This is a genomic window from Desulfobaculum senezii (assembly GCF_054657395.1).
On sequence record NZ_BAAHYU010000004.1, the window covers coordinates 1 to 23,543 of the forward strand.

30 protein-coding genes and 1 pseudogene are annotated in these 23,543 nt (G+C 56.1%); 2 read left to right on the forward strand and 29 right to left on the reverse strand.

From position 1 onward, the window contains the following. The 21 genes and pseudogenes from ACYQ2T_RS14895 to ACYQ2T_RS14995 form a co-directional block, all read right to left on the reverse strand. Positions 1–277 (reverse strand): annotated as a pseudogene (locus ACYQ2T_RS14895) (phage tail protein); the annotation flags it as partial. 4 nt (positions 278–281) lie between these two features. After that, entirely contained in the window at positions 282–620 is a 339-nt protein-coding gene (locus ACYQ2T_RS14900) for a phage tail assembly chaperone (protein ID WP_459900066.1), read from the reverse strand. Continuing rightward, positions 607–846, reverse strand: a complete 240-nt coding sequence (locus tag ACYQ2T_RS14905; RefSeq protein WP_459900067.1) for a hypothetical protein — start codon at positions 844–846, stop codon at positions 607–609. Before ACYQ2T_RS14905 ends, ACYQ2T_RS14900 begins: the two co-directional genes overlap by 14 nt. Before the next feature lie 10 nt (positions 847–856). Continuing rightward, positions 857–2,401: a phage tail protein gene (locus ACYQ2T_RS14910; RefSeq protein ID WP_459900068.1), complete on the reverse strand. Its 1,545-nt coding sequence runs from the start codon at positions 2,399–2,401 to the stop codon at positions 857–859. Between the two features lie 10 nt (positions 2,402–2,411). Then, positions 2,412–3,026, reverse strand: a complete 615-nt coding sequence (locus ACYQ2T_RS14915) for a phage tail protein I (RefSeq protein ID WP_459900069.1) — start codon at positions 3,024–3,026, stop codon at positions 2,412–2,414. Continuing rightward, the gene (locus ACYQ2T_RS14920; protein WP_459900070.1) at positions 3,019–3,906 is read right to left on the reverse strand and encodes a baseplate assembly protein; all 888 of its coding nucleotides are present in this window, start codon (positions 3,904–3,906) and stop codon (positions 3,019–3,021) included. Before ACYQ2T_RS14920 ends, ACYQ2T_RS14915 begins: the two co-directional genes overlap by 8 nt. Continuing rightward, positions 3,903–4,238 (reverse strand): GPW/gp25 family protein, encoded by a 336-nt coding sequence (locus tag ACYQ2T_RS14925; RefSeq protein WP_459901641.1) that lies wholly within the window; start codon positions 4,236–4,238, stop codon positions 3,903–3,905. The genes ACYQ2T_RS14920 and ACYQ2T_RS14925 overlap by 4 nt, the downstream gene beginning before the upstream one ends. Continuing rightward, the gene (locus ACYQ2T_RS14930; protein WP_459901643.1) at positions 4,238–4,900 is read right to left on the reverse strand and encodes a phage baseplate assembly protein V; all 663 of its coding nucleotides are present in this window, start codon (positions 4,898–4,900) and stop codon (positions 4,238–4,240) included. The genes ACYQ2T_RS14925 and ACYQ2T_RS14930 overlap by 1 nt, the downstream gene beginning before the upstream one ends. Further along, complete coding sequence (locus ACYQ2T_RS14935) at positions 4,881–5,405, reverse strand: hypothetical protein (RefSeq protein WP_459901645.1); 525 nt, start codon at positions 5,403–5,405, stop codon at positions 4,881–4,883. Before ACYQ2T_RS14935 ends, ACYQ2T_RS14930 begins: the two co-directional genes overlap by 20 nt. 8 nt (positions 5,406–5,413) lie before the next feature. Next, positions 5,414–5,941, reverse strand: coding sequence for a phage tail protein (locus ACYQ2T_RS14940; protein WP_459901646.1), 528 nt, complete (start codon positions 5,939–5,941; stop codon positions 5,414–5,416). Continuing rightward, positions 5,941–6,276 carry a head-tail joining protein gene (locus ACYQ2T_RS14945; RefSeq protein WP_459901648.1) on the reverse strand — a complete coding sequence of 112 codons (336 nt, stop codon included), beginning with the start codon at positions 6,274–6,276 and terminating at the stop codon, positions 5,941–5,943. Before ACYQ2T_RS14945 ends, ACYQ2T_RS14940 begins: the two co-directional genes overlap by 1 nt. Continuing rightward, positions 6,273–6,812 (reverse strand): hypothetical protein, encoded by a 540-nt coding sequence (locus ACYQ2T_RS14950; RefSeq protein ID WP_459901649.1) that lies wholly within the window; start codon positions 6,810–6,812, stop codon positions 6,273–6,275. Before ACYQ2T_RS14950 ends, ACYQ2T_RS14945 begins: the two co-directional genes overlap by 4 nt. Beyond that, entirely contained in the window at positions 6,805–7,227 is a 423-nt protein-coding gene (locus ACYQ2T_RS14955) for a DUF5675 family protein (protein WP_459901651.1), read from the reverse strand. Before ACYQ2T_RS14955 ends, ACYQ2T_RS14950 begins: the two co-directional genes overlap by 8 nt. Further along, positions 7,227–7,451, reverse strand: coding sequence for a hypothetical protein (locus ACYQ2T_RS14960; protein WP_459901653.1), 225 nt, complete (start codon positions 7,449–7,451; stop codon positions 7,227–7,229). Before ACYQ2T_RS14960 ends, ACYQ2T_RS14955 begins: the two co-directional genes overlap by 1 nt. Before the next feature lie 63 nt (positions 7,452–7,514). Further along, entirely contained in the window at positions 7,515–7,865 is a 351-nt protein-coding gene (locus ACYQ2T_RS14965; RefSeq protein ID WP_459901655.1) for a hypothetical protein, read from the reverse strand. 9 nt (positions 7,866–7,874) lie between these two features. After that, positions 7,875–8,894: a major capsid protein gene (locus ACYQ2T_RS14970; RefSeq protein ID WP_459901657.1), complete on the reverse strand. Its 1,020-nt coding sequence runs from the start codon at positions 8,892–8,894 to the stop codon at positions 7,875–7,877. Positions 8,895–8,914: 20 nt separating this feature from the next. Further along, complete coding sequence (locus tag ACYQ2T_RS14975; RefSeq protein ID WP_459901659.1) at positions 8,915–9,274, reverse strand: head decoration protein; 360 nt, start codon at positions 9,272–9,274, stop codon at positions 8,915–8,917. Between the two features lie 3 nt (positions 9,275–9,277). Beyond that, a complete protein-coding gene (locus ACYQ2T_RS14980; RefSeq protein WP_459901660.1) occupies positions 9,278–10,477 on the reverse strand; it encodes a S49 family peptidase in 1,200 nt (399 codons plus the stop codon). Next, positions 10,470–11,939 (reverse strand): phage portal protein, encoded by a 1,470-nt coding sequence (locus tag ACYQ2T_RS14985; RefSeq protein WP_459901661.1) that lies wholly within the window; start codon positions 11,937–11,939, stop codon positions 10,470–10,472. Before ACYQ2T_RS14985 ends, ACYQ2T_RS14980 begins: the two co-directional genes overlap by 8 nt. A gap of 41 nt (positions 11,940–11,980) precedes the next feature. Beyond that, the gene (locus ACYQ2T_RS14990) at positions 11,981–12,202 is read right to left on the reverse strand and encodes a DUF6148 family protein (protein WP_459901662.1); all 222 of its coding nucleotides are present in this window, start codon (positions 12,200–12,202) and stop codon (positions 11,981–11,983) included. Between the two features lie 88 nt (positions 12,203–12,290). Continuing rightward, on the reverse strand, positions 12,291–12,968 hold the full coding sequence (locus tag ACYQ2T_RS14995) for a hypothetical protein (RefSeq protein WP_459901663.1): 678 nt from the start codon (positions 12,966–12,968) through the stop codon (positions 12,291–12,293). 246 nt (positions 12,969–13,214) lie between these two features. On the opposite strand from ACYQ2T_RS14995, the gene ACYQ2T_RS15000 reads away from it, so the two are divergent. Further along, a complete protein-coding gene (locus ACYQ2T_RS15000; protein ID WP_459901664.1) occupies positions 13,215–13,493 on the forward strand; it encodes a type II toxin-antitoxin system RelE family toxin in 279 nt (92 codons plus the stop codon). Beyond that, the gene (locus ACYQ2T_RS15005; RefSeq protein ID WP_459901665.1) at positions 13,462–13,803 is read left to right on the forward strand and encodes a helix-turn-helix domain-containing protein; all 342 of its coding nucleotides are present in this window, start codon (positions 13,462–13,464) and stop codon (positions 13,801–13,803) included. The genes ACYQ2T_RS15000 and ACYQ2T_RS15005 overlap by 32 nt, the downstream gene beginning before the upstream one ends. Here ACYQ2T_RS15005 and ACYQ2T_RS15010 read toward each other — a convergent pair. The 8 genes from ACYQ2T_RS15010 to ACYQ2T_RS15045 form a co-directional block, all read right to left on the reverse strand. Further along, entirely contained in the window at positions 13,785–15,953 is a 2,169-nt protein-coding gene (locus tag ACYQ2T_RS15010) for an ATP-binding protein (RefSeq protein ID WP_459901667.1), read from the reverse strand. The genes ACYQ2T_RS15005 and ACYQ2T_RS15010 overlap by 19 nt on opposite strands. Then, on the reverse strand, positions 15,950–17,266 hold the full coding sequence (locus ACYQ2T_RS15015) for an SIR2 family protein (protein WP_459901669.1): 1,317 nt from the start codon (positions 17,264–17,266) through the stop codon (positions 15,950–15,952). The genes ACYQ2T_RS15010 and ACYQ2T_RS15015 overlap by 4 nt, the downstream gene beginning before the upstream one ends. A 21-nt stretch (positions 17,267–17,287) precedes the next feature. Next, the gene (locus ACYQ2T_RS15020) at positions 17,288–18,121 is read right to left on the reverse strand and encodes a hypothetical protein (RefSeq protein WP_459901671.1); all 834 of its coding nucleotides are present in this window, start codon (positions 18,119–18,121) and stop codon (positions 17,288–17,290) included. Between the two features lie 144 nt (positions 18,122–18,265). After that, positions 18,266–19,123: an FRG domain-containing protein gene (locus ACYQ2T_RS15025; protein WP_459901673.1), complete on the reverse strand. Its 858-nt coding sequence runs from the start codon at positions 19,121–19,123 to the stop codon at positions 18,266–18,268. A gap of 149 nt (positions 19,124–19,272) precedes the next feature. Next, positions 19,273–19,449 (reverse strand): excisionase family DNA-binding protein, encoded by a 177-nt coding sequence (locus ACYQ2T_RS15030; RefSeq protein ID WP_459901674.1) that lies wholly within the window; start codon positions 19,447–19,449, stop codon positions 19,273–19,275. Positions 19,450–19,455: 6 nt separating this feature from the next. Continuing rightward, positions 19,456–21,456 (reverse strand): terminase gpA endonuclease subunit, encoded by a 2,001-nt coding sequence (locus tag ACYQ2T_RS15035; RefSeq protein WP_459901676.1) that lies wholly within the window; start codon positions 21,454–21,456, stop codon positions 19,456–19,458. Then, a complete protein-coding gene (locus tag ACYQ2T_RS15040) occupies positions 21,440–22,180 on the reverse strand; it encodes a hypothetical protein (RefSeq protein WP_459901678.1) in 741 nt (246 codons plus the stop codon). Before ACYQ2T_RS15040 ends, ACYQ2T_RS15035 begins: the two co-directional genes overlap by 17 nt. Further along, positions 22,173–23,519 (reverse strand): DNA modification methylase, encoded by a 1,347-nt coding sequence (locus tag ACYQ2T_RS15045; RefSeq protein WP_459901680.1) that lies wholly within the window; start codon positions 23,517–23,519, stop codon positions 22,173–22,175. The genes ACYQ2T_RS15040 and ACYQ2T_RS15045 overlap by 8 nt, the downstream gene beginning before the upstream one ends. Positions 23,520–23,543: the final 24 nt, after the last annotated feature.

Consider the following 23,543-nt stretch of genomic DNA (forward strand, 5'->3'; position numbering starts at 1 on the left):
CGTCCACACGCACCACGACAACCATGGCCCCGGACTGGTCCAGAATGCCGTCCAGCGCGGCAGGTAGCGTGCCCGCGCCATCGCCCACGGTATCCAGCTTGGCGGCCTCGCGGCGGTTGCCCGCAACAAGGACCGGAGTGTTCAGAGGAAAGACGCTGGCGTCGGCGTCCGGAGCCGTGCCCACAATGCCGATGACGGAGCTTTTCACGGTACGAATGGGACGCGGACCACCATCAATCTCGACGACTTCCACGCCATGCAGAAACTGTTCAGGCATTAACTTAGACCTCACTGGTTGCAGGTTCAGAGGCGGACGCACCAGAGGCGCCTGCGCCCCCAGCTAAAGACGGCTCGGCAGGCGCTTCCGGCCAAATGATGTCACGGGGAAAACCTACTTGTTCGGGCACAGCCTCCAGCGCATTAGCGTACGCATCCCACTCCGCAAGCTGCGCATCGATGCCCGCCGTGTCGCCCGAGGCGGCCACGACAACGCGCCGCTTGCGCAAGAGCTGCATCACGGCGGGGTCGTACTCCTCGCGCATGAGACGGTCCCGCTCGGTGCGGGCTTGTGTAGCGAGCAGTTCAGACTTTTTGGTTTGGTCAATTTTAATCAAACGCATTCGATTTCCCTCCAAATCCGTCGGTCAGGTCGGCGGCGTCGATTGTCCAGAGGTCGCGCTCTGTGCGGTCAACAGGAATTTCGGATGCATCAACTATTTTGTAGGGCGTTCCAAAAGGAACATCCTTTTTGGCAATAGCTTTTATTCCGTGCCTCAGTAGAGCTTCTGGCGTTGGGATGATTACCGCTACTTTGTTATCGTCTGTTTTGTAAATTATTCTTTTCATGTGTTTCCTCTTAGCAAAAGATTTGTAGAACAGTTGATGGTGAGTCATACTTTTTGTCACTGTAAACCACAATAATTTGCAAACTGGTCGCTGTTTTGGTCATAATTGGCGCTCTCGACACAGTAACATAACCACCACCTTCTACTGGGTCGTCCGCGCTTGCACTCCAAGAATAATTCGCATCAGGCATCGCGGTAGTGAAATTAACCGTGTAGTTCCCAACACCATTATCTGTAATACTACTTACGTTGCCACTTGCTATAATTGTAGGTGTATCCATCCCGTTGAAGTTCACCCACGCCCTGCATAAATACAGCGGCGCACTTCCCGGTGCTGTGATTGCTGCTTTGTCGAGTTTGTTCCCATTAATCACCGCCACTTGGTCAGCCAGCGCCATCATGTCCACCTGCGCGGCGTTCACGGCCACGTCGGCTACCTTGATGCAGGGGAGCACTGCGAGTGAATTAACAAGGTTCTCCCCTGCGCCATCAGTTGAGGTATAACCTTGATATTCTGGTTGTTCCTGGGAGTTTCCCCCACTAACTCCTACAAATCCGGGCAGGTCCTCAACCGTACGCCCGTACACAGACACAAAATCACTTCCACCTGCATCGGTCACACCGTTTTTATGCTTATGGGCCAGCACCTCCCCAGCGATCCAATCTCCAACCTCTCGACCAGTGACACCTTCCTGCGCCGCAGCAAAGTAATGTTTGTAGCACGGCAAAATGATGTGCTCCGCCGTCAGGCAATACCGCCCACACGAACCCTCCTGCGCCGCTCTCTCGGCATCCCACGCGGCCTCGTCGGTCAGGTAGTTCCCGGCGGCAAGGACGGCCTCGTCCAGCTGAGGGTACAGGCCGCGCTGGAACTTTTGTTTGACATTCGCGGGCACGGTTCCGGGCAGGGGGACGCCAAGCGAGGACCAGCACAGCTCCCCAACGGGGACACCTGCCACATTGCCCCACGCCACGCTGCCGTCCTCCTGCATCACCAGCACCTGCCCCGGCTCTCCGCCTTCGGGGATAGTGTGGTGGGGATCGTCGGTGCGGGCGATGTGGGTTTCCAGCAGGGTGCGGACTTCCACAACCTGCGCGTCCACATAGCCGCGGCTTGCGAGCACCACCGTCGGGTCCACCTTCAGTTCCACGGCGGCGGTGTTGCTCACCTCCATAACAAGGCGCACGCGCAGTTCGGCGGCGGAGCCTTCGGCAATCTGCGGTTTGTAAGTCTCAGGCAGGTTGCCCACGGCAAACAGATCGCCATCGGCGTCAATGATGCCTGCCTCGCGGATGGTCCAACCGCCTTCCTCGGACGGAATGACCAGTTCGGCCACGATGTATGCCGGGTTGTCCGGGTCTGTTTCCAGCGTGTTGAGCTGGGCGCGGTAGACCTCGCGGGTCAATGCAGTCTGCGCCGCATCCGGCGTCACCATCTGCCCCGCGCCATCGCCTACGGCGCAGTGCGTCAGGGACACAGTCCGGCCAAGCGCTACGGCATTCGCCAGCTTGGCCCGGCCCGTCTCGGTGAGGATGACAAAAAAGTCCTTGGCCATATCGTCCTCGCTAGGGTTGAGCGGTTACAGTCGTAAACGTTTGCAGCGTCGCGCCGACATGCAGCGGCGAATTCTGCTCGATATTCTCAGGACGCCACGGCAACACCGTGAGGGCTGCGCCCATATGCAGGGCCATCCCCGCATGAACGTATCCGCGCGAGGTCGAGACCACGGCAAAACCGCGCAGGTGCGAGCGGGTATTCTTGGCCGCATCCACCACGCGCGTCAGCATGCCGTACAGGCCTGCATCCACGCCGCGATCATCCACCTCGATCTCAATGGCGAAGGTGTACGGCTCGCCCTTTGGGTTTTCCTCCCACCATTCGCGGATGCGCACCCGGTAGCCAAGGGCGCGCACCGCCCGGTCCACCGCGCCGCGCGTCCCCTTGTGCCTGTGCACCCACACGGCGGCACGGATGGCCTCGCGCTTTTGTGCTTCGGTCCAGCTTTCGTCCCATGCGTCCACAGACAGCGACCACGCCAGCCACGCAAGCAGCGGCTCCGGGCATTCCCCCGCGCGCCACACAGCGCGCAGCGGCACGCCAACGTCAGACAACCGCGCCACGGCCTCGGACAGTGCCCGTTCCATGGCCGTTGCGCTTGGCGGCAGCAGGTCCCTAGGCACGCTCCACCTCCAGTTCCACGCCCGTGCAATACGCGGCCTGATGCGGCGCGCAGGCCACATCCGCCACAGGCTCGGACAGCGCCACACGTGCAACACCCTCCACCTGCAACGCCGCATAGACCTTGGACAACGGCATCCCCGCACCCAGCACATGCCCTGCCTCGGCCACGGCCCACATATCCGCAAAGGCTTCGTCACGGACGGCCTCCGCGCTAGGGCCGGGCTGAATGGCAAGGGTTGCGCGGACGGCATAGGTGACGACCTCTGCCGCCTGCACGGTGACGTGATCCGTCAACGGACGCGTCTCCGCCGCCATCAAGACGGCTTCCACGGCAGACAGCACCGAGGGGTCCGGCGTACCGCTCCCTTCGCGGCCCAACACATGGACCACGACCTCACCGGGGGCGGGGCTGCTTACGGCAGCATCCCGCACACCCGGCACAGTCAGGGCATGAAAGATATACGCGCGGTCCGGCCCGGCCACGCTAAAGCCTTCAGGCGCAAGCTGGATGCGGCGGCGGAACTCGGCATCGGCCTCCCACGTTGGCGGCACAGGCGGATACGCGTCCGGATCGCCGGGAGCCACAAGTTTGCGCTCCAGCGGCACCAAAGCCGCAAGGTGATCCAAATCCGTCCCCCCGGCATAGGCCAGCATCACACTACGGGCCGCATCGTTCACACGCTGGCGAAGCAGCGTTTCGCGGTAGGCGGCGGTCTCTAAAATCTTGTATGCGGGATCAGACTCCACAAGCGCGGTGTGCTCCGGATGCCGCGCACAGAAGTCCGCCAGCATTTCGCCAAGCACGGTTTCGGCGTCCAGCTCCTCCACCACCTGCGGCGACGCAAGCAAGGACAAATCAATATCCGAGAACCCGCTCATACGATGATGCCCTCCATGGTCACGGGTCTGCCGTCCGGCAGGTAGATGCCGACCAAGTCAAGCTCCACATGCCCCGGCCCAGCTTCGCGCGCGGTGACGCGCTCCACACGAAAGCGCGGCTCCCACATGGCGATGGCCTCCGCCGTGGCCGCGTAGAGTTCCACAAGCGTCTCGCCATTGAGTGGCGCGTCAACCAGCTCGAACAAACGCGAGCCGTATTCCCGCCGCATCACGCGCGAGCCGATGGGCGTCGTCAGGATGTCGCGCACGGACTGACGCAAATGGTCGAGGCCGGACAGATCGCGGCCCGTTGTGGCATCGATGCCGCGCACTACTTCGGGCCTCCGGTGTCGCCGCCATGTGGGCAAGGATGAACGTGGCCGTTCAGGGACACCGCCGCACATACGTCCGCGTCCGTGGTGATGTCGCCCACGGTGTGCAGGTCGCCCTTCAATGTGGCGTTGCCGCCGCCGGAGCCGCCGCCCTGCGTCATAGGACCGTTCAGAAATATAGTGCCATTCAAGGTAATCTGCGGCGCAGTGACTTCCACAGCGCTCCCGGCCGTAGCGCTGATGACGCCGCCAGCCTGCACGGTCACATTCTTGGACGCCTCGGCCACAATGTCGCCGGGGATGACGGCGTGCAGGCGGTGGGCACTGCGGTCATAGTCTATGACGGCACCGTCCGCGTAGACGCGGCGGTCTACATCCGGCGAGGACGCGGGCGCAGGGTGCGCGGACTGATAGATGCTGCCAAGCACCACGCCCTGCGCGGTGTCGCCCGATGGCGACAGCACCACAACCTGCTCCCCCACCTCCAGCGACCACCATGTGCGGTCATTCCCGGCGCGAAGCGTCAGCCACGGCAGCCAGTCCGAAACGGCCTCGCCAAAGGCCACGCGCACCCGCGCGGCAGAATAGTCAGCCTCGGCCACGGTGCCCACGCGGATTACCGACGCAAGCCGCCGCTCCATGTCAGAGACTCGGAAGTTCATCCGTTACCTCGGTGTACTTGTCCTTGTGGTCCTCGCCGACCAACGGCGCATACGACGCCAGAACCTGCTTCACAGGCACGCCCTCGCCATCCCACACGCTCTCGCCCAGCGGCACATCAATTTCAAACTCCACCCGCCACGACAACGCGCCGGAAAAGCTCGGTTCAAATTCATTCGGCTCCGCCGTCAGAAACCGCGCGGGCGCGACCTGCGCCCCAAACCGATTGTCCTGCACCAGCGTGGCCGCAGCCGCCGCCATACGCCGAAGCTCCTGCTCCACGCCGCAGACGCGCGCGGCCACCACAAGGAACACCTCCCAACGGCACTGCACCCACAGGCGCTCGGTGCCGTCGTCAGCCTCCCCGGCCCGCTCCATCCCGGCCAAATGCACCACAGCAAGCGGCGCGTTGAGCTTCCTGTCAACGCCATAGTCCACCACATCCCGCAGCCCCGGCAGCCCCTGCCTCAGCGCCGCACATATCCCAGCATGAACCACGTCAATCACTGCCAACCTCACCGCGCCTTACTCACTTCCCAGCGGAGTTCCTGCTCAAAGTATTTGGAAAACATGCGTGCAAAACGCGGCGAAATATCCGCCTGCAGCACGCGCTGCATTTCGTCCTCTATGGCGTGGTACTGCACCGCCAAGGGGAGCCGTTCATCCCGGTGCACGCGGCGGTAGACCTGCGTCGTCCCACCACGCGGCACGATAAACGCGTGCCTTCGCTCCGCCGGACCAGCAGTGACGCCAGTGGCCGTCTGCCTTGGGTCCAACACGGAAAGCGGCAACGCGTTCATGCCGAACCACACCCGCGCACTCTGGTGTCCACCGCGCGTGTATAAGAGCAAGCGATGCGACAGCACCTTGCGCTTGATGCCCGTGTCCCGAGCGGTCTCGCGCAGGGCAGTGCTGCGCACCCAGCGCGCCAGCTTCCGCACGGCGCGCCAGCCGGCGCGGTTCACCTGCTTCTGCGTCGCGGCAAACTCGTGCTGGATGCGTTCAATCTCCTGACGGTTGGTCTCCATGTAGACCGTCGCCATCAGCGCCAGCCCTCCACAACAACCTCCGCCGGATTCGTCAAAACGACTTCGGCAAGCCCTGCCCCGTCGGACTTCACAGCAGCGACCACATACTCAGCCCCAGCAATCACCACTGTGGTGCGGTCACACTCAAAATCCGCCACGTCGGCAGCCATGCAGGTCAGCGCGTAATCCGCCGTCTGGAAGGTATAGTCCACGCCCAGCTCATGCGCTTGGTACGGCGCATCAAAATAGGCCCGAATTGTGCGTTCCTCGCCATTGGTGAGCCGCACCCGAACGTCTTGTGCGTCTAGGCCATCAAAGAAAAACGGAAGATCATCGAGCAGCGCCGTCACGACTTCGCCTTCCTGCCACGGTCACCAAACCACCACGCGACGGTCATACTGCCCAAATACAGGATGGTGCAGATGATGCGCTTTTGCAGGTCCATGGCGGTGGCGACATCCAGCATATCCGCCCCGGCAGCGACAAGGGCCGAGTCCACGGCGCGGCGCGTATCCCAAATCAGCCACAACATGTAACCCGTCAGCACCGGACGAGTCAGGCCGCGTACCACATCCACCAGCACAAGCAGGAACCGGCTGAATTTCAGCTTGATATCCAGCCCCCGCGAATAGGTGGCTTGGTCGTTGGCGTAGGATGCAGCTTTAAGGGCATCGGCAGACTCTTGCAGGCGCACCTCGCCTTCGCGCGTGGCCGCGCGGTCGCGGTACTCCCACTCCTTGTCCATCATCTCCATGTCGAACTTGCGCATCTCGCGCTCGTGCTTCATCTCCTGCTTGCGCTTCATGTAGTCGCCGATGCCCTTGAACAGGGAACCGAGAATACCCGTCGCGCCGCCGGAGACGATGGAAAGCAGAAATTCAAGCATCGAATGCCTCCCGGATGTTGAGGGTGAAAGGCTGCCCGCCAAGGGCGGCCATGAACCTAGTCAGAGCCGCGCGGGAGCACAGCACGGCCTGTTGATCGCCAAGGCGGCCCGAACGCAAACCGGGCAGGATGCACCCATGGGAATGCGTCCGCCACCCGAGCGCCGTATCGCCCGCCAGATTGCCCGAGTGAACCAGAACATGCGTGCGACCGGGAACATTGCGCACATGGTAGACGCACCCAAAACGCGGGGACTGCACCACACAGCACTGATACTCACCCGCCGGAATGCATGACACGTTTGTGCGATTCTCACGCCACGGCAGTTCCACTGTGCGCAGGGTCACATCATCCACAAGCAGAACGCCGAATGTGCCCTGCTCGTCCGTCCGAGTCCGCAGAAGGGTTATGTCCATCACAGTTCCATGCCCCGTTCGTTCAGGATTTCCTCTTTCTTGGCCGTCGGCAGGTCCGAGTTAATGATGAACGCGCGGAGCATGCGGAACAGGATATCCAGCTTGCGCTGCACGCTTTCCGTGTTGCGGCAGGCCAACTGCTGGTGCTGCTGGCACTGCTGCCGCGTCACGAACGTGCGGCTCATGAACACCCGCACGGCAATCCCCGTTACGATGGAAACCATCGAGCTTCCGAGAAGCGCTTCCAATGGAGTCAAAGTCATCGCACCTGCCCTGTCTGGCCCGGCCTATTCCCCGGCCTCGGTTGAAGAGTCGTCGAAGAGTCCGGCATCGCGCAGGCGCTGTTCAAGGGCCATGGCGTAGTCCTGCGCCTGCTGCAGCTTGGCCACGCAGTCGCTTCTCTCCGACGTAAGCTGTGCCTCAAGCTTGGCGACCTTGGCCTGCAACAGCGCAACCTGCTCGCCACTTCCGCTCACCTGCGGTGTAGGCGCGGCCTCGCCGGGTTTGACGCCAAGCCCCTGCTTCACGAACTCCGCCGCCTCCTTGGCCGGAAGGTCCACAACCTGCCCAGCGGGCACCACGCCGTTCTTTCCGTAGTAGCTCACGCTCAAAATGAGTTGAGTTTTCTTCGCCGCCATATCGACCTCCTAGAGGACCTTGGCGTACACGAACGCGCCGGGTTGCTTGGGGAAAGGAAGCGGGCGGGACTCCACACCGAGCCAGTACGCTGAGGGGTTCTCCTCTTCCCACGACTTGGCAAAATACTGATTGGGCTTGCCGTGGTTCTTAAGGTCTTCGGGCACGCCAAACTCAATGCTGCACTTGGCGGAACTGGAGCCAAGGACGATGTAGTCCGGATGAAGCATGTGGTGGACGTTGCCCTCAAGGTCTTCGTACTCCCCGCCATAGGCCCAGATATCCAGCCCGTTGTATTCGCCCTTGCGCAGCTTGTTCACGTCCGGCGACAAGGTGCCGATCTCCACACGGCGACGGTCCAGCTCGTCCTTAATCTTCGGGTTGTTCTTGAAGGCGCGCCACGCATTGAGGCCCATCACGCAATGGTCGGCACCAACGCCCGCCGCTGCGGTAATGAGCGCGGCCCAGTCCTCAAGGTTCGCATCCGGATCCGATCCGTCCTGATTCCAGCGCACGCCATCACCGAGGACGATCTTATTCTCCGGCGGCATCTGGAAGTCGATGTTCAGCACCTTCTGCCCTTCCTGCACCACGACCAGCGAACCGGTAGCGGACTGCGCGCACATGAACTCAATGGTGAGCTCCACGTCGTCCTTGATGGCATCAAGGTCACGGACAATGGTTTCCTCAATGGCCGCATCAAGATCATCCGGCGTATTGCGGTAGACGCCCTGCCCCGGACGGGTGGCGTCCACAAGCTCCGGAGCAGAAAAGCGCTCGATGGGATTCATGCGCGGGGTCTTCACGGTGCGCAGTTCCCGGCGCGTCTTGGGGGACAGGGTGCCGCCCTCATAGTCGGTAACAAAGGGCACGAGCGCGCGCCCGCGCACCAGAACCTCAAGCTCGGCGTACTTGGTAGGCAGTTCATTGCGGCTATTGAAAAAGAGTTCCTTGAACAAACCGGGCAACGGCTTACGCGCCGTAATGACCTCGGTCAGCGTTCTGGCCTCAAATTGATGGGGCATAGTCATGATATGTCGTCTCCTCTCGGTTACTTCACGTAGAGGCCGCGAGCGGCCAGTTCCTTGGCGGCGGTATCCTGCTGGTCCTGCGTAATGCCATCCGGCCACGCCAAACCCGCGCGGCGGAACTCGCCATGCACATAGACATTGACCACGGCGTCACCCTGCGCGGGCACAGTCACATCCTCCACGAGGATAAACGCCGCACTCTGGCTGCCATCGTCCGCAGCGGGCGCAAGGGGAACGGCCTTGCCCGACAGAGTCACAACGCCAAGGACCGTTCCGGCCACCAAATCCACATCCACACCTGTCGACGCCAATACCTGCTTGCGCATGACCGGGGGATGCCCGCCCACAAAGTTCGCGGCCTGATAACTCTGCACGTTCATGGCTTACCTCCTCGGGATGCCTTTCATGCGTTCAAGGCAAGCCGCGCGCTTTTCGTCCGGCGTATCGGGGACGTGCTGCCCGCCCGCGTGATGGACCGGGGACGGCGACTGCTCATGCAACGCATTCAAAATCTGCTTGCGCGAAGCCTGCTCGGCATCATCTGCCGAAGGTTCCTGTGGGGCCTTCGCGCCCATAAGCGGAGCCAATGCCTCAAGCTGCGCGCCGGTAACGCCCGCTGCCGACAGCGCCGTGAACCGCTCGGCGGCCTCCTCTCCGGCCACGGCCTTGACGATGGCCCCTGCAGCCTCGAATGCGGCCTGACGTCCGCTCTCCTCGCCTTCCTTGCGGGCTTCGCCCTGCACCTCGGCAAAGAGGTCGGGATGCTGTTTTTCCAGTTCCAGTCTGTTCATTGGGGATGCCTCCTTGGCTAGCTGTTCAATGAGTTCCTCACGGCCTGCGGTGATGCCGCTCACCAACCCGAGGTCCCGCGCCTTCTCCGCAAAGAAAATCCGTCCCTCGGCCCAATCGCTCACCGCCTCCACGTCGAGGCTTAGGGCGGTGGCCACATCCTCGGTGAACATGGCGTAAAGCGTGTCGCACTGCTCCTGCAGGTAGGCTTGATCCTTATCGCTCAGCGGGCTGTCCGGGTTCCCCGCAACCTTCCACTTGCCGGAATGCACATACGTCACGTTGATGCCCCGGCGTTCATTGGCGCGGGACCAGTCCAAATGCTGCATAACCACACCAATAGAGCCGACCTCCGCCGTCTTGGGCGCGTAGATGCACCCCGTAGCGGCGGCCAGCCAAAACGCAGCGGACATGGCCGAGCCATCGGCATACGCGCACATGGGTTTGCGGTCCCGTACGCTGGCAATCCAATCCGCAAGGAGCTTCACGCCGTCGATGCTGCCGCCCGGACTATCGACATTCAGCATGATGCTCCGGACGGCGGAGTCCGAAAGCGCGACCTCCATCGCGGTGCGAATCTGCTCGTATCCAAGAGTCCAAAACCCGCCACGCTTGGTCAGCACGCCGCGCACGTTGATAACCGCAACGCCCCTTTGCACCGCATAAGGCGGCTGGGCGTCGCGGCGATTGGCAAAGGGAAACGGCCCTGCGGACGGCTGCGCCGCCTGCGTCAGCACCTGCTCCACAGCGTTCGGGGCAAGCGCCCAAACACGCTGGCCCATTAGCTCATTCATTGACGGCCTCCTCTGTAATGGCATCCAGCTCGCGCAGGCGCTCCTCTTCCGCGCGGCGCTGCTCCCACACGTCCTCAATGTCGCCGCCGCGTTCGGCAATAACGTCGGAATAGGTGGTCAGGCGCGCATCAAGGGCCTTGGTCGTGGCGACGATTTCCTTCACGGGGTCCACATACCCACGGGCCGGGCCAATCCATGTTGCGGTGGTGTAGGCGGTAAGCGCGTCGTAGAAATCCGGCGCACCCTTGGGGAGCTGGATGAATCCACGTAGCCACGCTTCCTCCTGCACCATGTTCCAAATGGGCTGGCAATAGTGGCGGACGATCCACGCGCGGTAGAGCATAAAAATGCGCCACGCCTCGAGGAGTGCAGCGCGGGCGGATGAGTAGTTTGTTTTGGAAAAGTCCTTGGCGAGCACCTCATACGGCATCCCCACACTGGCGGACATGGCGCGCATGATCAGCTCGGCAAACGGCATGAAGTTGTTGCCAGGGCGGTTGCTTTGCAGAACGGTCGGCTCTTCGCCGGGATTGCCATAGAGGATCTGCCCCGGCGCCACCGTCTGATAGCGGCGCTGCTCTGCGGCATCATCGTCTTCCACAGGAAAAGCGCGTGTTGCGGCCTGCGGATCGTTCATGCCAATGAAGACCGGAAAGCTGGCCGATACGATCTGGGCCATGAGCTCGTAGTCGAGGGAATCATTCAGGTGGCGGAACAGCTTCATGCCCGGAGCAAGCCGGGAGACGCCTCGCACTTGCTCGTCCTCCTCCGCGCGGAAACAATGAAAGACGCCGGGGCGATGCCCAATGCGTGCAGGCTCGCGTACAAAGCTGGATGAACCGAGCTGGCGGAAGGAAACCGTCGTATTGGACGGCGAGGGGCTGGCAATCCAGTACGCCTCGGGGCGACCTATAGGGGAGAGTTCAACGCCGTCACGGATGGAGGGAGTATTTCGGCGATCCGAAGGAGTACACAGGCGGGAGGGATGCACATCCTGCAGGCACAGGGAAAACTTTCGCCTCGGCTCATCCAGCATGATGGGCAGGTGCAGAAGCTCGCCGCAACGCAGCAGGGAACGCATACCAAGGAAGACAAGATCATCAAAATGCAAACGGCCAGAGACGTGGGCATCGGCGCACCATTCGCGCCACACCCATTCCATCTGCTCATCAATTTCGCGGGCGGCTTCCGGAGCAATGCCAAGGCGCTTGGCGTTAACACGGGCCTGCGGCTTGAGGCCGGAGCCGACGGTGTTGACGGTCATGGAATCGACAACCGAGGCGGCAGCCCAATCATTGGCCACCAAATCCTCAGCCCGAACCTGCGCCGTCGAACGCTCATAGCCCTCTACAGAGGCCGGAGTGCGCATGGGTCGATAGTTCGACAGCGTCCCCCGATGCCGCCCGGCATCACGCGAGACAGCAACAGAGCGCGGAGCCACGGTGGCCTTGCCTGCTGCCATGCGCCGCCGCGCACGAATGCTTGCCCCAAACGAACGCCGCGTCATCGCAACACCCGCCCGACAACACAAACAGGCCCACTCTGCCCGGCCAGCTTCTTGAGCTCGCGCTCAAAATACGAAAGCGTCTCCCGAATCTCGGAAATATCCTGCCGCGTCAGGCTACGCCCCTTGATGGTGTAACTCTGCCCAACACTGACAGACTTGAGCGCCTTCTTATACAGCGCAATCTGCTCATCCAGCTCGTCTCTCGTCCAAATACACATAATGCCCCGCAAGGTATTCCCTGCGGGGCATTATGTCGTGGACCTCGTGGACATCGTGGACGGAAATGTCACGAGCACACTTTTCATATCATTTTGTAGAACCCTTGATGAATTTTACACAATAGAAATCATCAACCTTTCCCCAACTGTCATATGCAGTAAGATGTCCTTCGTCAGTAAGAATAAAATATTCTTCGTTATTCGGCATATCAAGACGAACACTTATGGCATATCGACTACTCTTCAACTTCCCATGCATTCCACTCCCGTCCTTAAACTTCATCTCAATATAGAACTGCCCCTCGTCCCGTTTAATCGTGATCAAGAAGCCAAGCACTTTGTCTCTCCATATCCCGACAAGTCGCTTGTTTACTCCTGTCTTCAATCGATCAGGATGAAAATCTTTCTTGTCTTCATCAACTGTAGTCCCAAAAATCGTAATCTGTATGGATCTTCTATTTAAAGAGACGGCATTCGCCCAAGCCCCATGCCCAACCTGTTGATGTGGCAAGTAATAAATAATAAAAATATTCTGACATTTCGCTGGAACTCGCTTTGCAATATCCTGCGACATTTTTTTGAGATTAGACTTGGACAACTTCGCCTTTAAACGCACATCAGCTGAATATACCTGTTCGTAAATAAACTCTCCAATCAATTTACCACCAAAACCAACATGTTTTTCAGAAGCATGACTAGAAGCAACATAGAAACATGCGAAAACTATGACAACAGCATAACATCGAATTATAATTTTCCAACACACCTTTCATGCCCCCATAAACGAAAAACTGAAGCCATCACATGTTCTTTCTGATCACATACCACATAGAGCTGTATGCGTCTCAAGTATTGATCTGGCAACGTCTCAAACACAAATCAAAGTGAATCAGTCAACTTGATGGATTCACAAAAGAAATGACATAAAGGCGCACGGCACCCACCTTGTCAACGAGTAAACCCACCTGTTGACTATGTACCAAAAAATAGTACAAACTAAGGACACGTTGTCATGAAATGGACTGTCGCCATTCCTCGGCGAACTGAGAAGAATATCCAGAAGCTGCCCAAGCGGGTGCAAAACGCACTCGCCCTCTTGGTGACAGAGATCGAAGTGGCCGGACCGACCAGAGGGAACTGGCCGAATTATAGCAAGTTAGGAAAAATCACCCACCACTGCCACCTGAAGAAAGGCAATCCCACGTATGTGGCGGTCTGGCAGGAAGTGGATGGAGAAATAAAATTGGTGGAGGTAACCTATGTCGGCACTCACGAAAAAGCACCCTACTGACGCAAACGTCTTCTACGTCACGTGTCCTGAAGGCGTAGACATCAGGCAGGCCAAGGCCGCACTCGAAAACATGGGCTGCCGCATTTCCGACGTCGCTACGCCCGACGAAGTCTTCCCAGACCGCACCCCCGGAACACTTCTCTCCGGAGCACGCTACCGCGAAGACATGACGCAGGCTCAGCTTGCCGAACTAACAGGAATCAACCGCCGCCATATCTCTGAAATGGAGAACGGCAAGCGGCCTATTGGGAAGATGAATGCGAAGAAGCTTGGGGATGCGCTTGGGGTGGATTATCGGGTGTTTTTATAATGCGATATCAATTGCTGACCTCCCTTTTTATCCTTTTGCTCTTCTGGTTGCTGATTTGTCCATTCGTCAACGACTTCGTTCCAGTCGGCTGAGCGCTCACAGTTGCGAGTCCAGACATCCCAAAAGTCAGGATCATCGGATTGAGGCCGCTCACAGTCTTTCAAATCTTCCATCTGAATCAGGACAGGGAGATTGGTGCAGAGACCGAGAGCAACAAACTGCTTAGTCGGGAGACTAGGGAGTTCTTTAAGAATACCACGTGCTGTATCTGGGACGAGCCTACGGACGAGTTCCTGATCTCGATCGTTTGTGATTCGATGCAGAAAGAATGAGTTACACTGAGAAATAACCGTCTCGGACAGTTCGGATGGCCGCTGAGATGACAGCACAAGGCCGAGGCCAAACTTTCTGCCTTCACGAGAAATTTTTTCGAATGCCTGCCTACACATGTCTGCAGGCGTTAGCGTATCAGTAGTAAGTGAAGCTCCTTTCGTGACAAACGTATGAGCTTCCTCAAGAACGAGCACGGTCGGGAATGGTTTCTCATTGGATTTGTGATATCTCTGAAGAGCCTCGAAAATAAGTCGAGCACAGATCGTAATTAACAGATGAAGTACGTCTGAGGAAACCAGCGACAGATCAATAACTGTTATGGCATTGCAATCCTCACCCCCGTCTCCAAGGATTTTATTGAGCCATTGAGGCAATGTAAGTACTTCTGAAGGGTTGATGACATCCTTCAAACGCGCATCATTAAGCAATGCTGTAATTCTGAGGACCATTGACGAAATGTACTGCGCCGTCTGACTACCTTCAGATTGCGCAACTGAAGTAATGCTATGGACTAATGTCGTTATGTCAAATTGTATCGGCAAATCTTCATTTACCAAGGCTTCAACTTCTCTTGTATTAAGAGACTTCATTAAGCCTTCAATGCATACAACAAAATCCTCTATATCCTGCGCGCTATAACTATCGTATTTAACAAAATTAGGATTATTCGCATTAACCCTACACTGAACTTGATATTCAAGCTCGTTGTATGTTTTGTCTATAGCTTGCACATCGTCGCTATAATTCGACGCATCGGGCATGCCACCAAGCAACTCTTTGTAGTATGCTATATCATTTTTAAAATTATTTAATGCCTGCCAAACATTTTCCTTATCTTTAAAGTCTATCGCCCCATTTTTTAAAAAAGGCATAAGACGTATTAACATACATTTACTTTGAATATATGTCCGCGTGACAGGGTGCATATTTTTATCTTGGCGGGCAGAACGCAACAAACGAAGAGTCGTTTGTAATACTGGACGTTGAACCCCCGCCGAAGCCCTTGAAATTGCAGCCCATTCTGCACTATCCCACATCCAGGCTGGAAGACTAAATGACGAAATATTTTTTTCATCTTTATCTTCTTTAGATAATGGTGGAATTTTAAACACTGAATAGCCAACGCCAAGCTCACCAAAACATTTTGAATACTCGCCATTTGGATCGAGTATTATGAATCTTGCGTTTGGATTCTTCTTTGAGTTTTTAAGATTCTTCTTGATGCACTTCATTGTGGCCTTGATAGTCCCAGCAACACTACAGGACTTTCCACTACCTGTGTTGCCAAGAATAGCAAGATGCCGTCCATAGAGACGGTTCGGATCAACATAGATTGGCGCGCTGTGAGCACTTGGACAAGTGCCTAACTTTATTTTGCCTACAGTATCTCCACCTGACACGATGGCTTTGGTCTGGTCCTTCGTCGGCAGAATCGCGGCATCACCAATGGAAGGAAAGACATGAACGCCACGCTCGAATTGCCACCCGTCACCATTTTGCTTGAGTGTGCCAAGTGGGCAGAGAGCCATTTTCCGAAGTGGAAACGGCAAATCAATAAGACCAAAGTCCTTAAGGCCCTGCCGCTTAGGAAATGATGAGCGTTCGACACCAAGCCATGTAACAATCCCCACTACCGCCCCAGATTCGTTGGGGAAAAGAATATAACTGTTAAGCCTAGGAAACGACGTTGGCTCCCCGGTATTAAGTGCTGTATTTCTCGGAGTATCAATGTCGAGTAACACTTTGATTTCGTCAGGGACGACGTTTTCAACAGCGCCAATGGCTTTCGAGGTTACAAGCGAAATAGGACTTCTCATTTTTTGTCCTCAGCCTTTGTTTTGTCCTCAACCTTGGCGTTATCGGCGGTGAGCTTACCACGATTTTTAAGGAGTTCTGTCTTGCGTAGTGAAATCTTATCAATAGCGGGTTTAGGCAAATAGTGTTCAACCAAGGTTCTCATATCACCCAGATGCTCACCTAGCAGCACAGTAAGCTGTGAATCCCGACCAAGGTCATGGATAAAATTCTTTATCCTATCATCTGAATCATACTTAGAAATGACAACGAGATGTGTGGACGGGATAGTCAGCATGTCCCTAATTGTTCGGTTGATATGATCATCACCAAATCCATACCCATACGTTACAAGAACAGAGTTGGGACGGCAGACAGCCGCAGCGTAGTCTCGAAAGAGCTCAACATAAGGATATTCTGCTGTCTCTCTATCTTTGGCAGACGTCGGATAAATCATGATTGCATCAGCGCCTAGCGGCCGTGAACGCTCAGGAATTGCAGGAGCACCGAAGGGCAAGGCTATTTTTTTGATAAAACCATTCTCGTTGAGCCAGTCGAGGGATCCATGAAGTTTTGTCAGGCGGACAACCCCCTCCAAATAACGAGGTTCACCTCGGATGCCCGGAGGATTATAATGCATATCAATATTCAGTCTGGAAGAACGGAAAATGGGTTCAAGTCCGCCAACAAACCTATCCAAAAGATGCAAACCACAAAAGTCAGCACCGTATTCTATGAGCCTGTCATAATTTGTTGTGAAGATGTTTAAGCGCTCACGGGTGGCAGACCTGCTTGCGAAGCTAAGCAAAAAAGAGGTGAGCATTGACAGAGGAGAAAGATTTGTCTCTTTGCCTTCCATTGTCATCAGCCCGGCATTAATAACGCGCTCTGAACGCAAAATGTCCTCATGAAACCTCGTATATAAATCTTCAAGAGCTTTCTTAATCTGAGCACATTTTTCTTGAGCTTCAGCATTTGACGTAAGAAGAGCAAGGCCGCTCTTAAGGGTATTGGCCGCTCGAATTTTGTCTTCGATGTTAGGCGCTCCGCGGCCAAGAACGTCTGCTGACCTTGCGGCTTCTGCATTTAATTCTTCAGAGTAAGGAATGTCCTTGAAATCAAGCGACATATCTGTTGCTTTCACTCCTAACTCTTTGGCAACAGCTACAGTAAAACCACTTCCAACCAAAAGCGAAATGTGTTCACTTTGAAAGACCGCAGAAAGCCACGGCTCTATTTCCTCACGTAATGTATCAATTTTATCTTTCGTTGGATCGTCTGGACACTCGACAATTCGCCCACTAATCCGACATTCATTTTTCTTTTCTTCTGACACAGCCGTGTTCTCCCTAGAATTTCAATTGTCTCGTGTTGCTTTTTTCATGATGTTGGGAATCATATTTTCAAAGAATCCGGCAAGAATACTAATAACAATGAAAGGCGAATGGATTGGATCTGTCCCATCACATGTCGGTATAAACGGAAATGAGACTATCTCAGCAGCAAGAAGGAAATATGCAAAGAGTGCTGCCAACATACCTATACCCAGCCGTGTCGAAATAAAGGAAATTGATGCAAAATTCTCAAGTTCACGAATTTTAGTCGTGTCAAAGGCACCATAAAGCCTGATTAGCAAAGAAAAAATCGCACCCAAGACACCAGAAACGCCAACAATACCAACTAGAGCCCATTGGCAGACCTGCTTTTCTGTTCCAACGCTATCCCCATAGACTGGCGAATAACAATGTAGCAGCACAAAGAAAGAGAAGATTGCCACTCCCATTGCAAGAGCAATCATCGCGGTTCCATGCTGTAATTTTTCCCAAGCAGCTTCTCGTCTCTGTGCGCTCCACTGAAGATCATTCAACAAACGAAAATAATGGGAACGCTTTTCCCTTACATCCATCTTTTCCGTTGATGACTGCTGATAAAACTGAACAAGTTCAGAAGGCAGACTGGACTTACCCTCAGCAAGCCGTCTTTTAAACTCTTCATCAAGATGAGTTGGCGTAAGTAATGAGGCCAGCTCTAGCTCGGCTTTATATGCTATATCCCAGCCTTCATCTGGATTCTCCCCATTCCAAGACACTTGGTCATCTGGTTTATATGAAAAGTCCCGATAGGTGGCATTGAGCGTCGAGATAAACTGCTTTAGTAGGATATGCTTTTTTCTAAATAGATTTTGACTCATTGTTTCTCGTTATGAATCGAAGCATTGGTTTTAAGAAGTGAATACCCACTCCCTAATTCAAAGATCAGATTCTTTCAACGGGAGAAGCCATCTCCTTAGATCTGCTTGGCTACAACAATCACGAAACTCTCCATGGGCTGGAGCCTAACTACCAATATGATTAATCCCACCAACAAATTTCGTATCTATACCTCTGATCCCCAATAAAATTTCATAGCCATAATCATAATACGCAGGAGGGAATAATGTGTGAGTTCCCGCTAGCGCACCGTTCCCTAACCATGCCAATGCATCTCGCAATTTAACCCTAATTATCCCTCTTAGTTGGTCCTTATAATCAAGTCTCCGCCCCGAGTCTGTTCCTCTCATCCTAAACAGTAAAGCATGCTGAGCATGTGGGCGCACAAAAATAGACGGTACCGCCATTCTTAAATCAATTAGTTCGGTATTTCGCCCTATAATACACCCCGCATTGCAGTTCCTCTTATCCATATGTTCCAAATCAGCCGCAACTAATAAAATATATGCAAATTTTTCTTTTTCTGACGGGATACGTTCTTCAAAATGCAAGAATTTCTGAATCTTTTGTTTACACATAGCCTTATGACAAGCAAACCACAAAGCTATCCACACATTATCGACCAAGTCTACCCATGTTGTATTTATCCCATAATGTTGGAGTAAAGGCTCATATGCCATCTCGTCGACCCCTTCAAATATTACAACTTCGCGTGCAAACTTCTTTACTACTTTATTAAGCTTTTCAACCCTCTTATACTGCGCAGCATTACGATTTATACCCCGGAATAAACATGGCTTCAAAGAACCATATATTTTTCTCTGTCCTCTAAAAAATATACCTTCTTTCATTTCTGAACGTGTATATTTCAAATATCCAGCGGCCTGTATCAATGCATGAGGCTTGTCAACATGCAACACTTCTATCCCTGAAACATCTTTTTCCCACTTGGTATGCTCTATCTTAGTTTTTTTTAAATACATGTCCTCTCGACCTTTATTAAAATCACTCTGAAAACGTTTAACCTTACACAACATGGGGAAATATATGCTTTAATTTATCCATTTTAATTACATTTAAAAGCTAATGCAACTACAAAATCTGCTGTATCAATTTTACAACCACATTGCCGTTACTCACACATATACCCCACCACATCCTCCTCCCACACCCACACGCCCCGCACTTTCCCTGTCCTGAACGCCGGAATCTTTCCTTCATTAATCAGGTTGTAGAAGTGGCTCTTGGAGCAATTGAGGATTTCGCAGGCTTGTTTCCAGTTCAGTTTGCGTCCTTTCTTCTGCAACATGACTCTCTATCTCCTTGTGTTGAACCAGTCCGGGCGGGTTCCGTAGCCGGGCAGGGGTGTTGATTTGTGTGTGAGGGGCGTGTGTTTGGCGATTATCTGTTTGGGCTTTTGCTGTGGGCGTTTCCAGTTGCGGATGTCCAGCTCATAGGCCGCGACCAGCGCCATGACTTCGCAGTCCCAGAAGTGGTTATCCTTGCCGTCCGGGCACATCCAGCACAGCTTCTGTTCGTCGAAATACTCCACGGTCATCTCACGCGCGTATTCCTCGGTAACGTCCGCATGCAGGTGGAACGCGCCGGGGTCGCTGGGATCTATCTGGAGCTTGGCGGCGAGGTCGTTTTTGAAGAACGTCGTATCCACCTTCCAGAGCACAAGGCCACCGGGAATGCGGGCCTTGGTACCGGGATAGAATTCCTGCGGGGCGTAGCGGACGGGTGTGGTCTGGGTGCGCTTGCCTTGGTAGGGGAAGATCCGCCCACGGTGCTTGGCGCAGAAGGTATAGACGTCCTTAGTGCGCGTGCCCATGGCATCCTGCACAGCAAGCTTCACCCGGTGCTCGTTGCCGTCGACGTCGCAATACACGTTCTTGAACAGCACCTGTTCCAACGCCTCAAACGTCGGGACGCTTCCGGCCTGCACCAGCCAGCTTTCCTCATCGCCGCCCCAGCCCACGGCGCGGATGACGTACCGGAAATACCGCTTCTGCGAGTCCACCCCCGCCACCAGCGCAGCCACCTTGGGCAGGCCATCCCCATCAAGCCCCGGCACAACGCCGCGCGGCCTGTCGTCTGACAGCGCGTGGATCGCCCCCTCCGTACGCTGGATGTCGTAAGCCCGCCATGGTTCGGCCTTGTACTGCGTCACAAAATTCTTGAGATCATCGCGGTTGCCGCTCTTCTTCCAGCGCAGGAATGCCGCCGCCACTTCCGACAGGGACACGAAATACGAAAGCCACGCCGGAACATGGAAACCAACCTTTGCCGGACGATGCGTGCGCAGGTGCGCCTGCAACTCCATCCCGGTGCCCCGTGAGCGCCACTGCCCAAGGCGCACAGCCTTGTCCCGGTCATTGTCGTCCCAACAGGTCCCGCACATTTCACACTCGTACCACGCAAGACGCCGCGCCTGTACGGACTCGGGGTCACGCGCGACGGCCTCATCCTGCGGCCACTTGATGCGGTCGAATTCCATGAGCTGCCAACTGCCGCAATGCGGACACCGCACCCAATAGTCAAAGACCACCTGCGCCTCCTCAGTCAGCGCCCGCCATATAGGACCGCTCTCCACCGTGGGCGTTGAAATCTTCCAAATCTTGCGCTTACGCCGCCATGTCGTGGTGCGCTTTTCGGCAAGATTCTCGCTCGATGCCTCGTTCTTGGGGTTTTGGTATTTGTCCAGCTCATCCAGCACCAAGTACCTGATGGGCTTGTTGCCAAGCCGGGACACAGAGCCGGACCACCCGAGGTAGATGGTCATATGCGCGAGGTTGATGCGTAGGCTGCTCGTATCGTCGGACTGTCCCGTCAGATATGTCCGCAGACGCGGGCTGGACTCCAACATGGGGGCGATACGGTCCTGCGCGTTTTCCTTCGCGGTAAGACGATCCGGAAACACGTACATGGCAGGACCGGGTGCGCGGTCGATAGCGTAGCCCACGCAATTATGGATGGCCTCGGAGCCTCCCGTCTGCGGAGTTTTGCAGATGATGACCGACTCCACGGACGGGAAGAACGACGCATCCATCACGCCCGTCATATAGGGCGTGACCTCGTTATGCCAGCGCCCGGGAATGGACGACTGATGCACGACGCGGTGCTTCTGCGCCCACTCGCTCACGGGCACGGGGCGACGCTTACGGAACACCTTGCGCTCGCCCTTGGCAAAACGAAACCGACGCACCAACGTCCCGTCGCCCTGCTCCACCCGCGCGGCAACGGCTGCGCGGACATCGTCCGGAAGCCATTGCGGCAGGCGGGTGACCGTAACCGCTCTAGCGCTCTTCGGCATGCTCATCTGCTGCATCATGTGCAATTGTTACCTCGAATTCCGCCGTACTGGCGTACTCATTGAGAGCGCTGTCGAGCATAGCCTCGAAGCGCTCCAAGAACTCCTGCGACTTGCGCGGGCTTCCGCCGACCAGGTGAATAAGGTCCAAGACATTCATCTCCACGGCCTGCCGGATGCCGGACTCCAACACCACGGCTCGGCTGGCGAGCTCCAGCTCGACATCCTCGCGCGGGATATACCTCCCACGCTCAACCTCCCGCTTAAAGCGAATGCGCGCCGTCTCCTCTTCAATCTTCTCAATGGTGGCCATCTGCCGCCGCTGCGCTAATTCCTTGATGCGATCGGAGTCCTTCTCCGGCATGGCCACAAGGGGAAGTGTCTCGGCGTAGGCCTCCACGTCCTTTCGCAGGAAGTAGCTCTCTGCACGCCGAGGCACCAGCCCCGCCTTCACGTCGTTATAGAGCTTGGACTTCTTCACCTTGCGCCCCTGCTCCTGCAGGTAGGCAAGGACCTGCCCTACGTCCGAAAACGTAGGCGCTACGCCCTGCTCGGTCTTATCCATTCGCGCCTCCAACATCCGGGACGCCTTTTCAAAGACGGAAACATTCTGCGGCGACGGATCTTCACGCATACGCCGCTTCGCTTCCTCCTTGGCCTTAAGAAGCGTTGGCAAATCCGTTTCAACGCTGCGTTCCAGCAGTTCCACAAGGGTTTGCCTATCCATTAGCGGCCTCCCGCTCGGCAAAGGGCATCCCACTTGCTGCGTGCACGGCATTGCTTCCTGTCAGCTCCTGCCACCGTCTGATGATGACGTCCGCGAACTTCGGTTCCAGTTCTATGGTTCGGCACTTCCGGCGCGTGCGTTCACAGGCAATAAGCGTGGTTCCGGAACCGCCAAAAGGATCCAGCACCACGTCTCCCTTACGGCTACTGTTGGCGATGAATCGCTCCACCAAGGCTACTGGCTTCATAGTGGGGTGCAGCTCCGAAGCGCGCGGCTTTTCCTCAAAGACAAGCGTGGTCTCCAGCTGCTGCACCTCAATGTCGCGGCCAGTAATACACAGCGCATGGTCACCGACGAACAGCTGAACGCTTCCATCCTCACGCACACTCACGGAGCCATACTCGCCCAGCTCCTGAATGGTCCGGCGCTTTCGACCGCCAAACCAGCAGTGCGCCACACCGGGCTTCCACCCGTAGAGAATTGGCTCGTGCTGGCACTGATAGTCTGCGCGGCCAAGGACAAAATGGTCCTTGCGCCAAATGAGGCACGAGGCCAGCTTGAACCCAGCCTCGCAAAATGCACCGCGAAAATTCAGCCCCTCTGTATCCGCATGGGCCACATACGCAGCCCCGCCCTTTCGGAGTACGCCGAACATGGCCACGAAGGCCTCACGCAGGAACTGCCGGAATTCACTGTCGCCAAGGTGGTCATTCTGGATACTTCCGGCCCTGCCGTGGTAGTCGACGTTGTAGGGCGGATCCGTCCAGATCATATCGGCATCGTCACCATCCATCAGGCGCTGCACGTCGTCAGCGCAGGTCGAGTCACCGCACAGCAGGCGATGTTCCCCCAGTCGCCACAGCTCGCCAGGTCGCACTACACATGGCCCATCTTCCGGCACCGCGTCGGGGTTTGCTTCGTTGTTGCCACTGGCAAACTGGTCGAGCAAATCTTCAATCTCGGAGAGCGGCAGCCCCGTCAGCTCAAGATCAAAATCTGCATCCCACAGCTCGCGCAGTTCCCGCGCCAGTTCCTCATCATTCCACTTGGACCACGCCACAGAGCTATTGGCGAGAACGCGGAACGCACGGACCTGCTCGTCCGTCATGCCCTCGGCAAGCAGGACGGGAACCGTCTCCAGCCCCATCTGCACTGCAGCCTTCAGACGCAGATCGCCGTCGACGACCTCGCCATCCGTCCGCGCCAGAATGGGGATACGGAATCCGAATTCCTCTATGCAGCGCGCCATACGTTCCACGTTCTTGCCGTTCTTCCTCAGTTGCCGTTTGTACGGACGCAGCCGCTCAGTGGGCCACGTCTCAATCCTCAACTTTTCCAATCAAACAAATCCTGTTATTCCGCT

Coding starts and splice junctions, on each gene's coding strand:
- ACYQ2T_RS15035 (WP_459901676.1), bottom strand. CDS start 21,456: ATGCCGAAGAGCGCTAGAGCGGTTACGGTCACCCGCCTGCCGCAATGG.
- ACYQ2T_RS15020 (WP_459901671.1), bottom strand. CDS start 18,121: ATGAGTCAAAATCTATTTAGAAAAAAGCATATCCTACTAAAGCAGTTT.
- ACYQ2T_RS15040 (WP_459901678.1), bottom strand. CDS start 22,180: ATGGATAGGCAAACCCTTGTGGAACTGCTGGAACGCAGCGTTGAAACG.
- ACYQ2T_RS14910 (WP_459900068.1), bottom strand. CDS start 2,401: ATGGCCAAGGACTTTTTTGTCATCCTCACCGAGACGGGCCGGGCCAAG.
- ACYQ2T_RS15000 (WP_459901664.1), top strand. CDS start 13,215: ATGAAATGGACTGTCGCCATTCCTCGGCGAACTGAGAAGAATATCCAG.
- ACYQ2T_RS14930 (WP_459901643.1), bottom strand. CDS start 4,900: ATGAACTTCCGAGTCTCTGACATGGAGCGGCGGCTTGCGTCGGTAATC.
- ACYQ2T_RS14920 (WP_459900070.1), bottom strand. CDS start 3,906: ATGAGCGGGTTCTCGGATATTGATTTGTCCTTGCTTGCGTCGCCGCAG.
- ACYQ2T_RS14970 (WP_459901657.1), bottom strand. CDS start 8,894: ATGACTATGCCCCATCAATTTGAGGCCAGAACGCTGACCGAGGTCATT.
- ACYQ2T_RS14980 (WP_459901660.1), bottom strand. CDS start 10,477: ATGAATGAGCTAATGGGCCAGCGTGTTTGGGCGCTTGCCCCGAACGCT.
- ACYQ2T_RS14955 (WP_459901651.1), bottom strand. CDS start 7,227: ATGGACATAACCCTTCTGCGGACTCGGACGGACGAGCAGGGCACATTC.
- ACYQ2T_RS14965 (WP_459901655.1), bottom strand. CDS start 7,865: ATGGCGGCGAAGAAAACTCAACTCATTTTGAGCGTGAGCTACTACGGA.
- ACYQ2T_RS15005 (WP_459901665.1), top strand. CDS start 13,462: ATGTCGGCACTCACGAAAAAGCACCCTACTGACGCAAACGTCTTCTAC.
- ACYQ2T_RS14990 (WP_459901662.1), bottom strand. CDS start 12,202: ATGTGTATTTGGACGAGAGACGAGCTGGATGAGCAGATTGCGCTGTAT.
- ACYQ2T_RS15025 (WP_459901673.1), bottom strand. CDS start 19,123: ATGTATTTAAAAAAAACTAAGATAGAGCATACCAAGTGGGAAAAAGAT.
- ACYQ2T_RS15030 (WP_459901674.1), bottom strand. CDS start 19,449: ATGTTGCAGAAGAAAGGACGCAAACTGAACTGGAAACAAGCCTGCGAA.
- ACYQ2T_RS15010 (WP_459901667.1), bottom strand. CDS start 15,953: ATGAGAAGTCCTATTTCGCTTGTAACCTCGAAAGCCATTGGCGCTGTT.
- ACYQ2T_RS14975 (WP_459901659.1), bottom strand. CDS start 9,274: ATGAACGTGCAGAGTTATCAGGCCGCGAACTTTGTGGGCGGGCATCCC.
- ACYQ2T_RS14985 (WP_459901661.1), bottom strand. CDS start 11,939: ATGGCAGCAGGCAAGGCCACCGTGGCTCCGCGCTCTGTTGCTGTCTCG.
- ACYQ2T_RS14960 (WP_459901653.1), bottom strand. CDS start 7,451: ATGGTTTCCATCGTAACGGGGATTGCCGTGCGGGTGTTCATGAGCCGC.
- ACYQ2T_RS14940 (WP_459901646.1), bottom strand. CDS start 5,941: ATGGCGACGGTCTACATGGAGACCAACCGTCAGGAGATTGAACGCATC.
- ACYQ2T_RS14905 (WP_459900067.1), bottom strand. CDS start 846: ATGAAAAGAATAATTTACAAAACAGACGATAACAAAGTAGCGGTAATC.
- ACYQ2T_RS14950 (WP_459901649.1), bottom strand. CDS start 6,812: ATGCTTGAATTTCTGCTTTCCATCGTCTCCGGCGGCGCGACGGGTATT.
- ACYQ2T_RS14900 (WP_459900066.1), bottom strand. CDS start 620: ATGCGTTTGATTAAAATTGACCAAACCAAAAAGTCTGAACTGCTCGCT.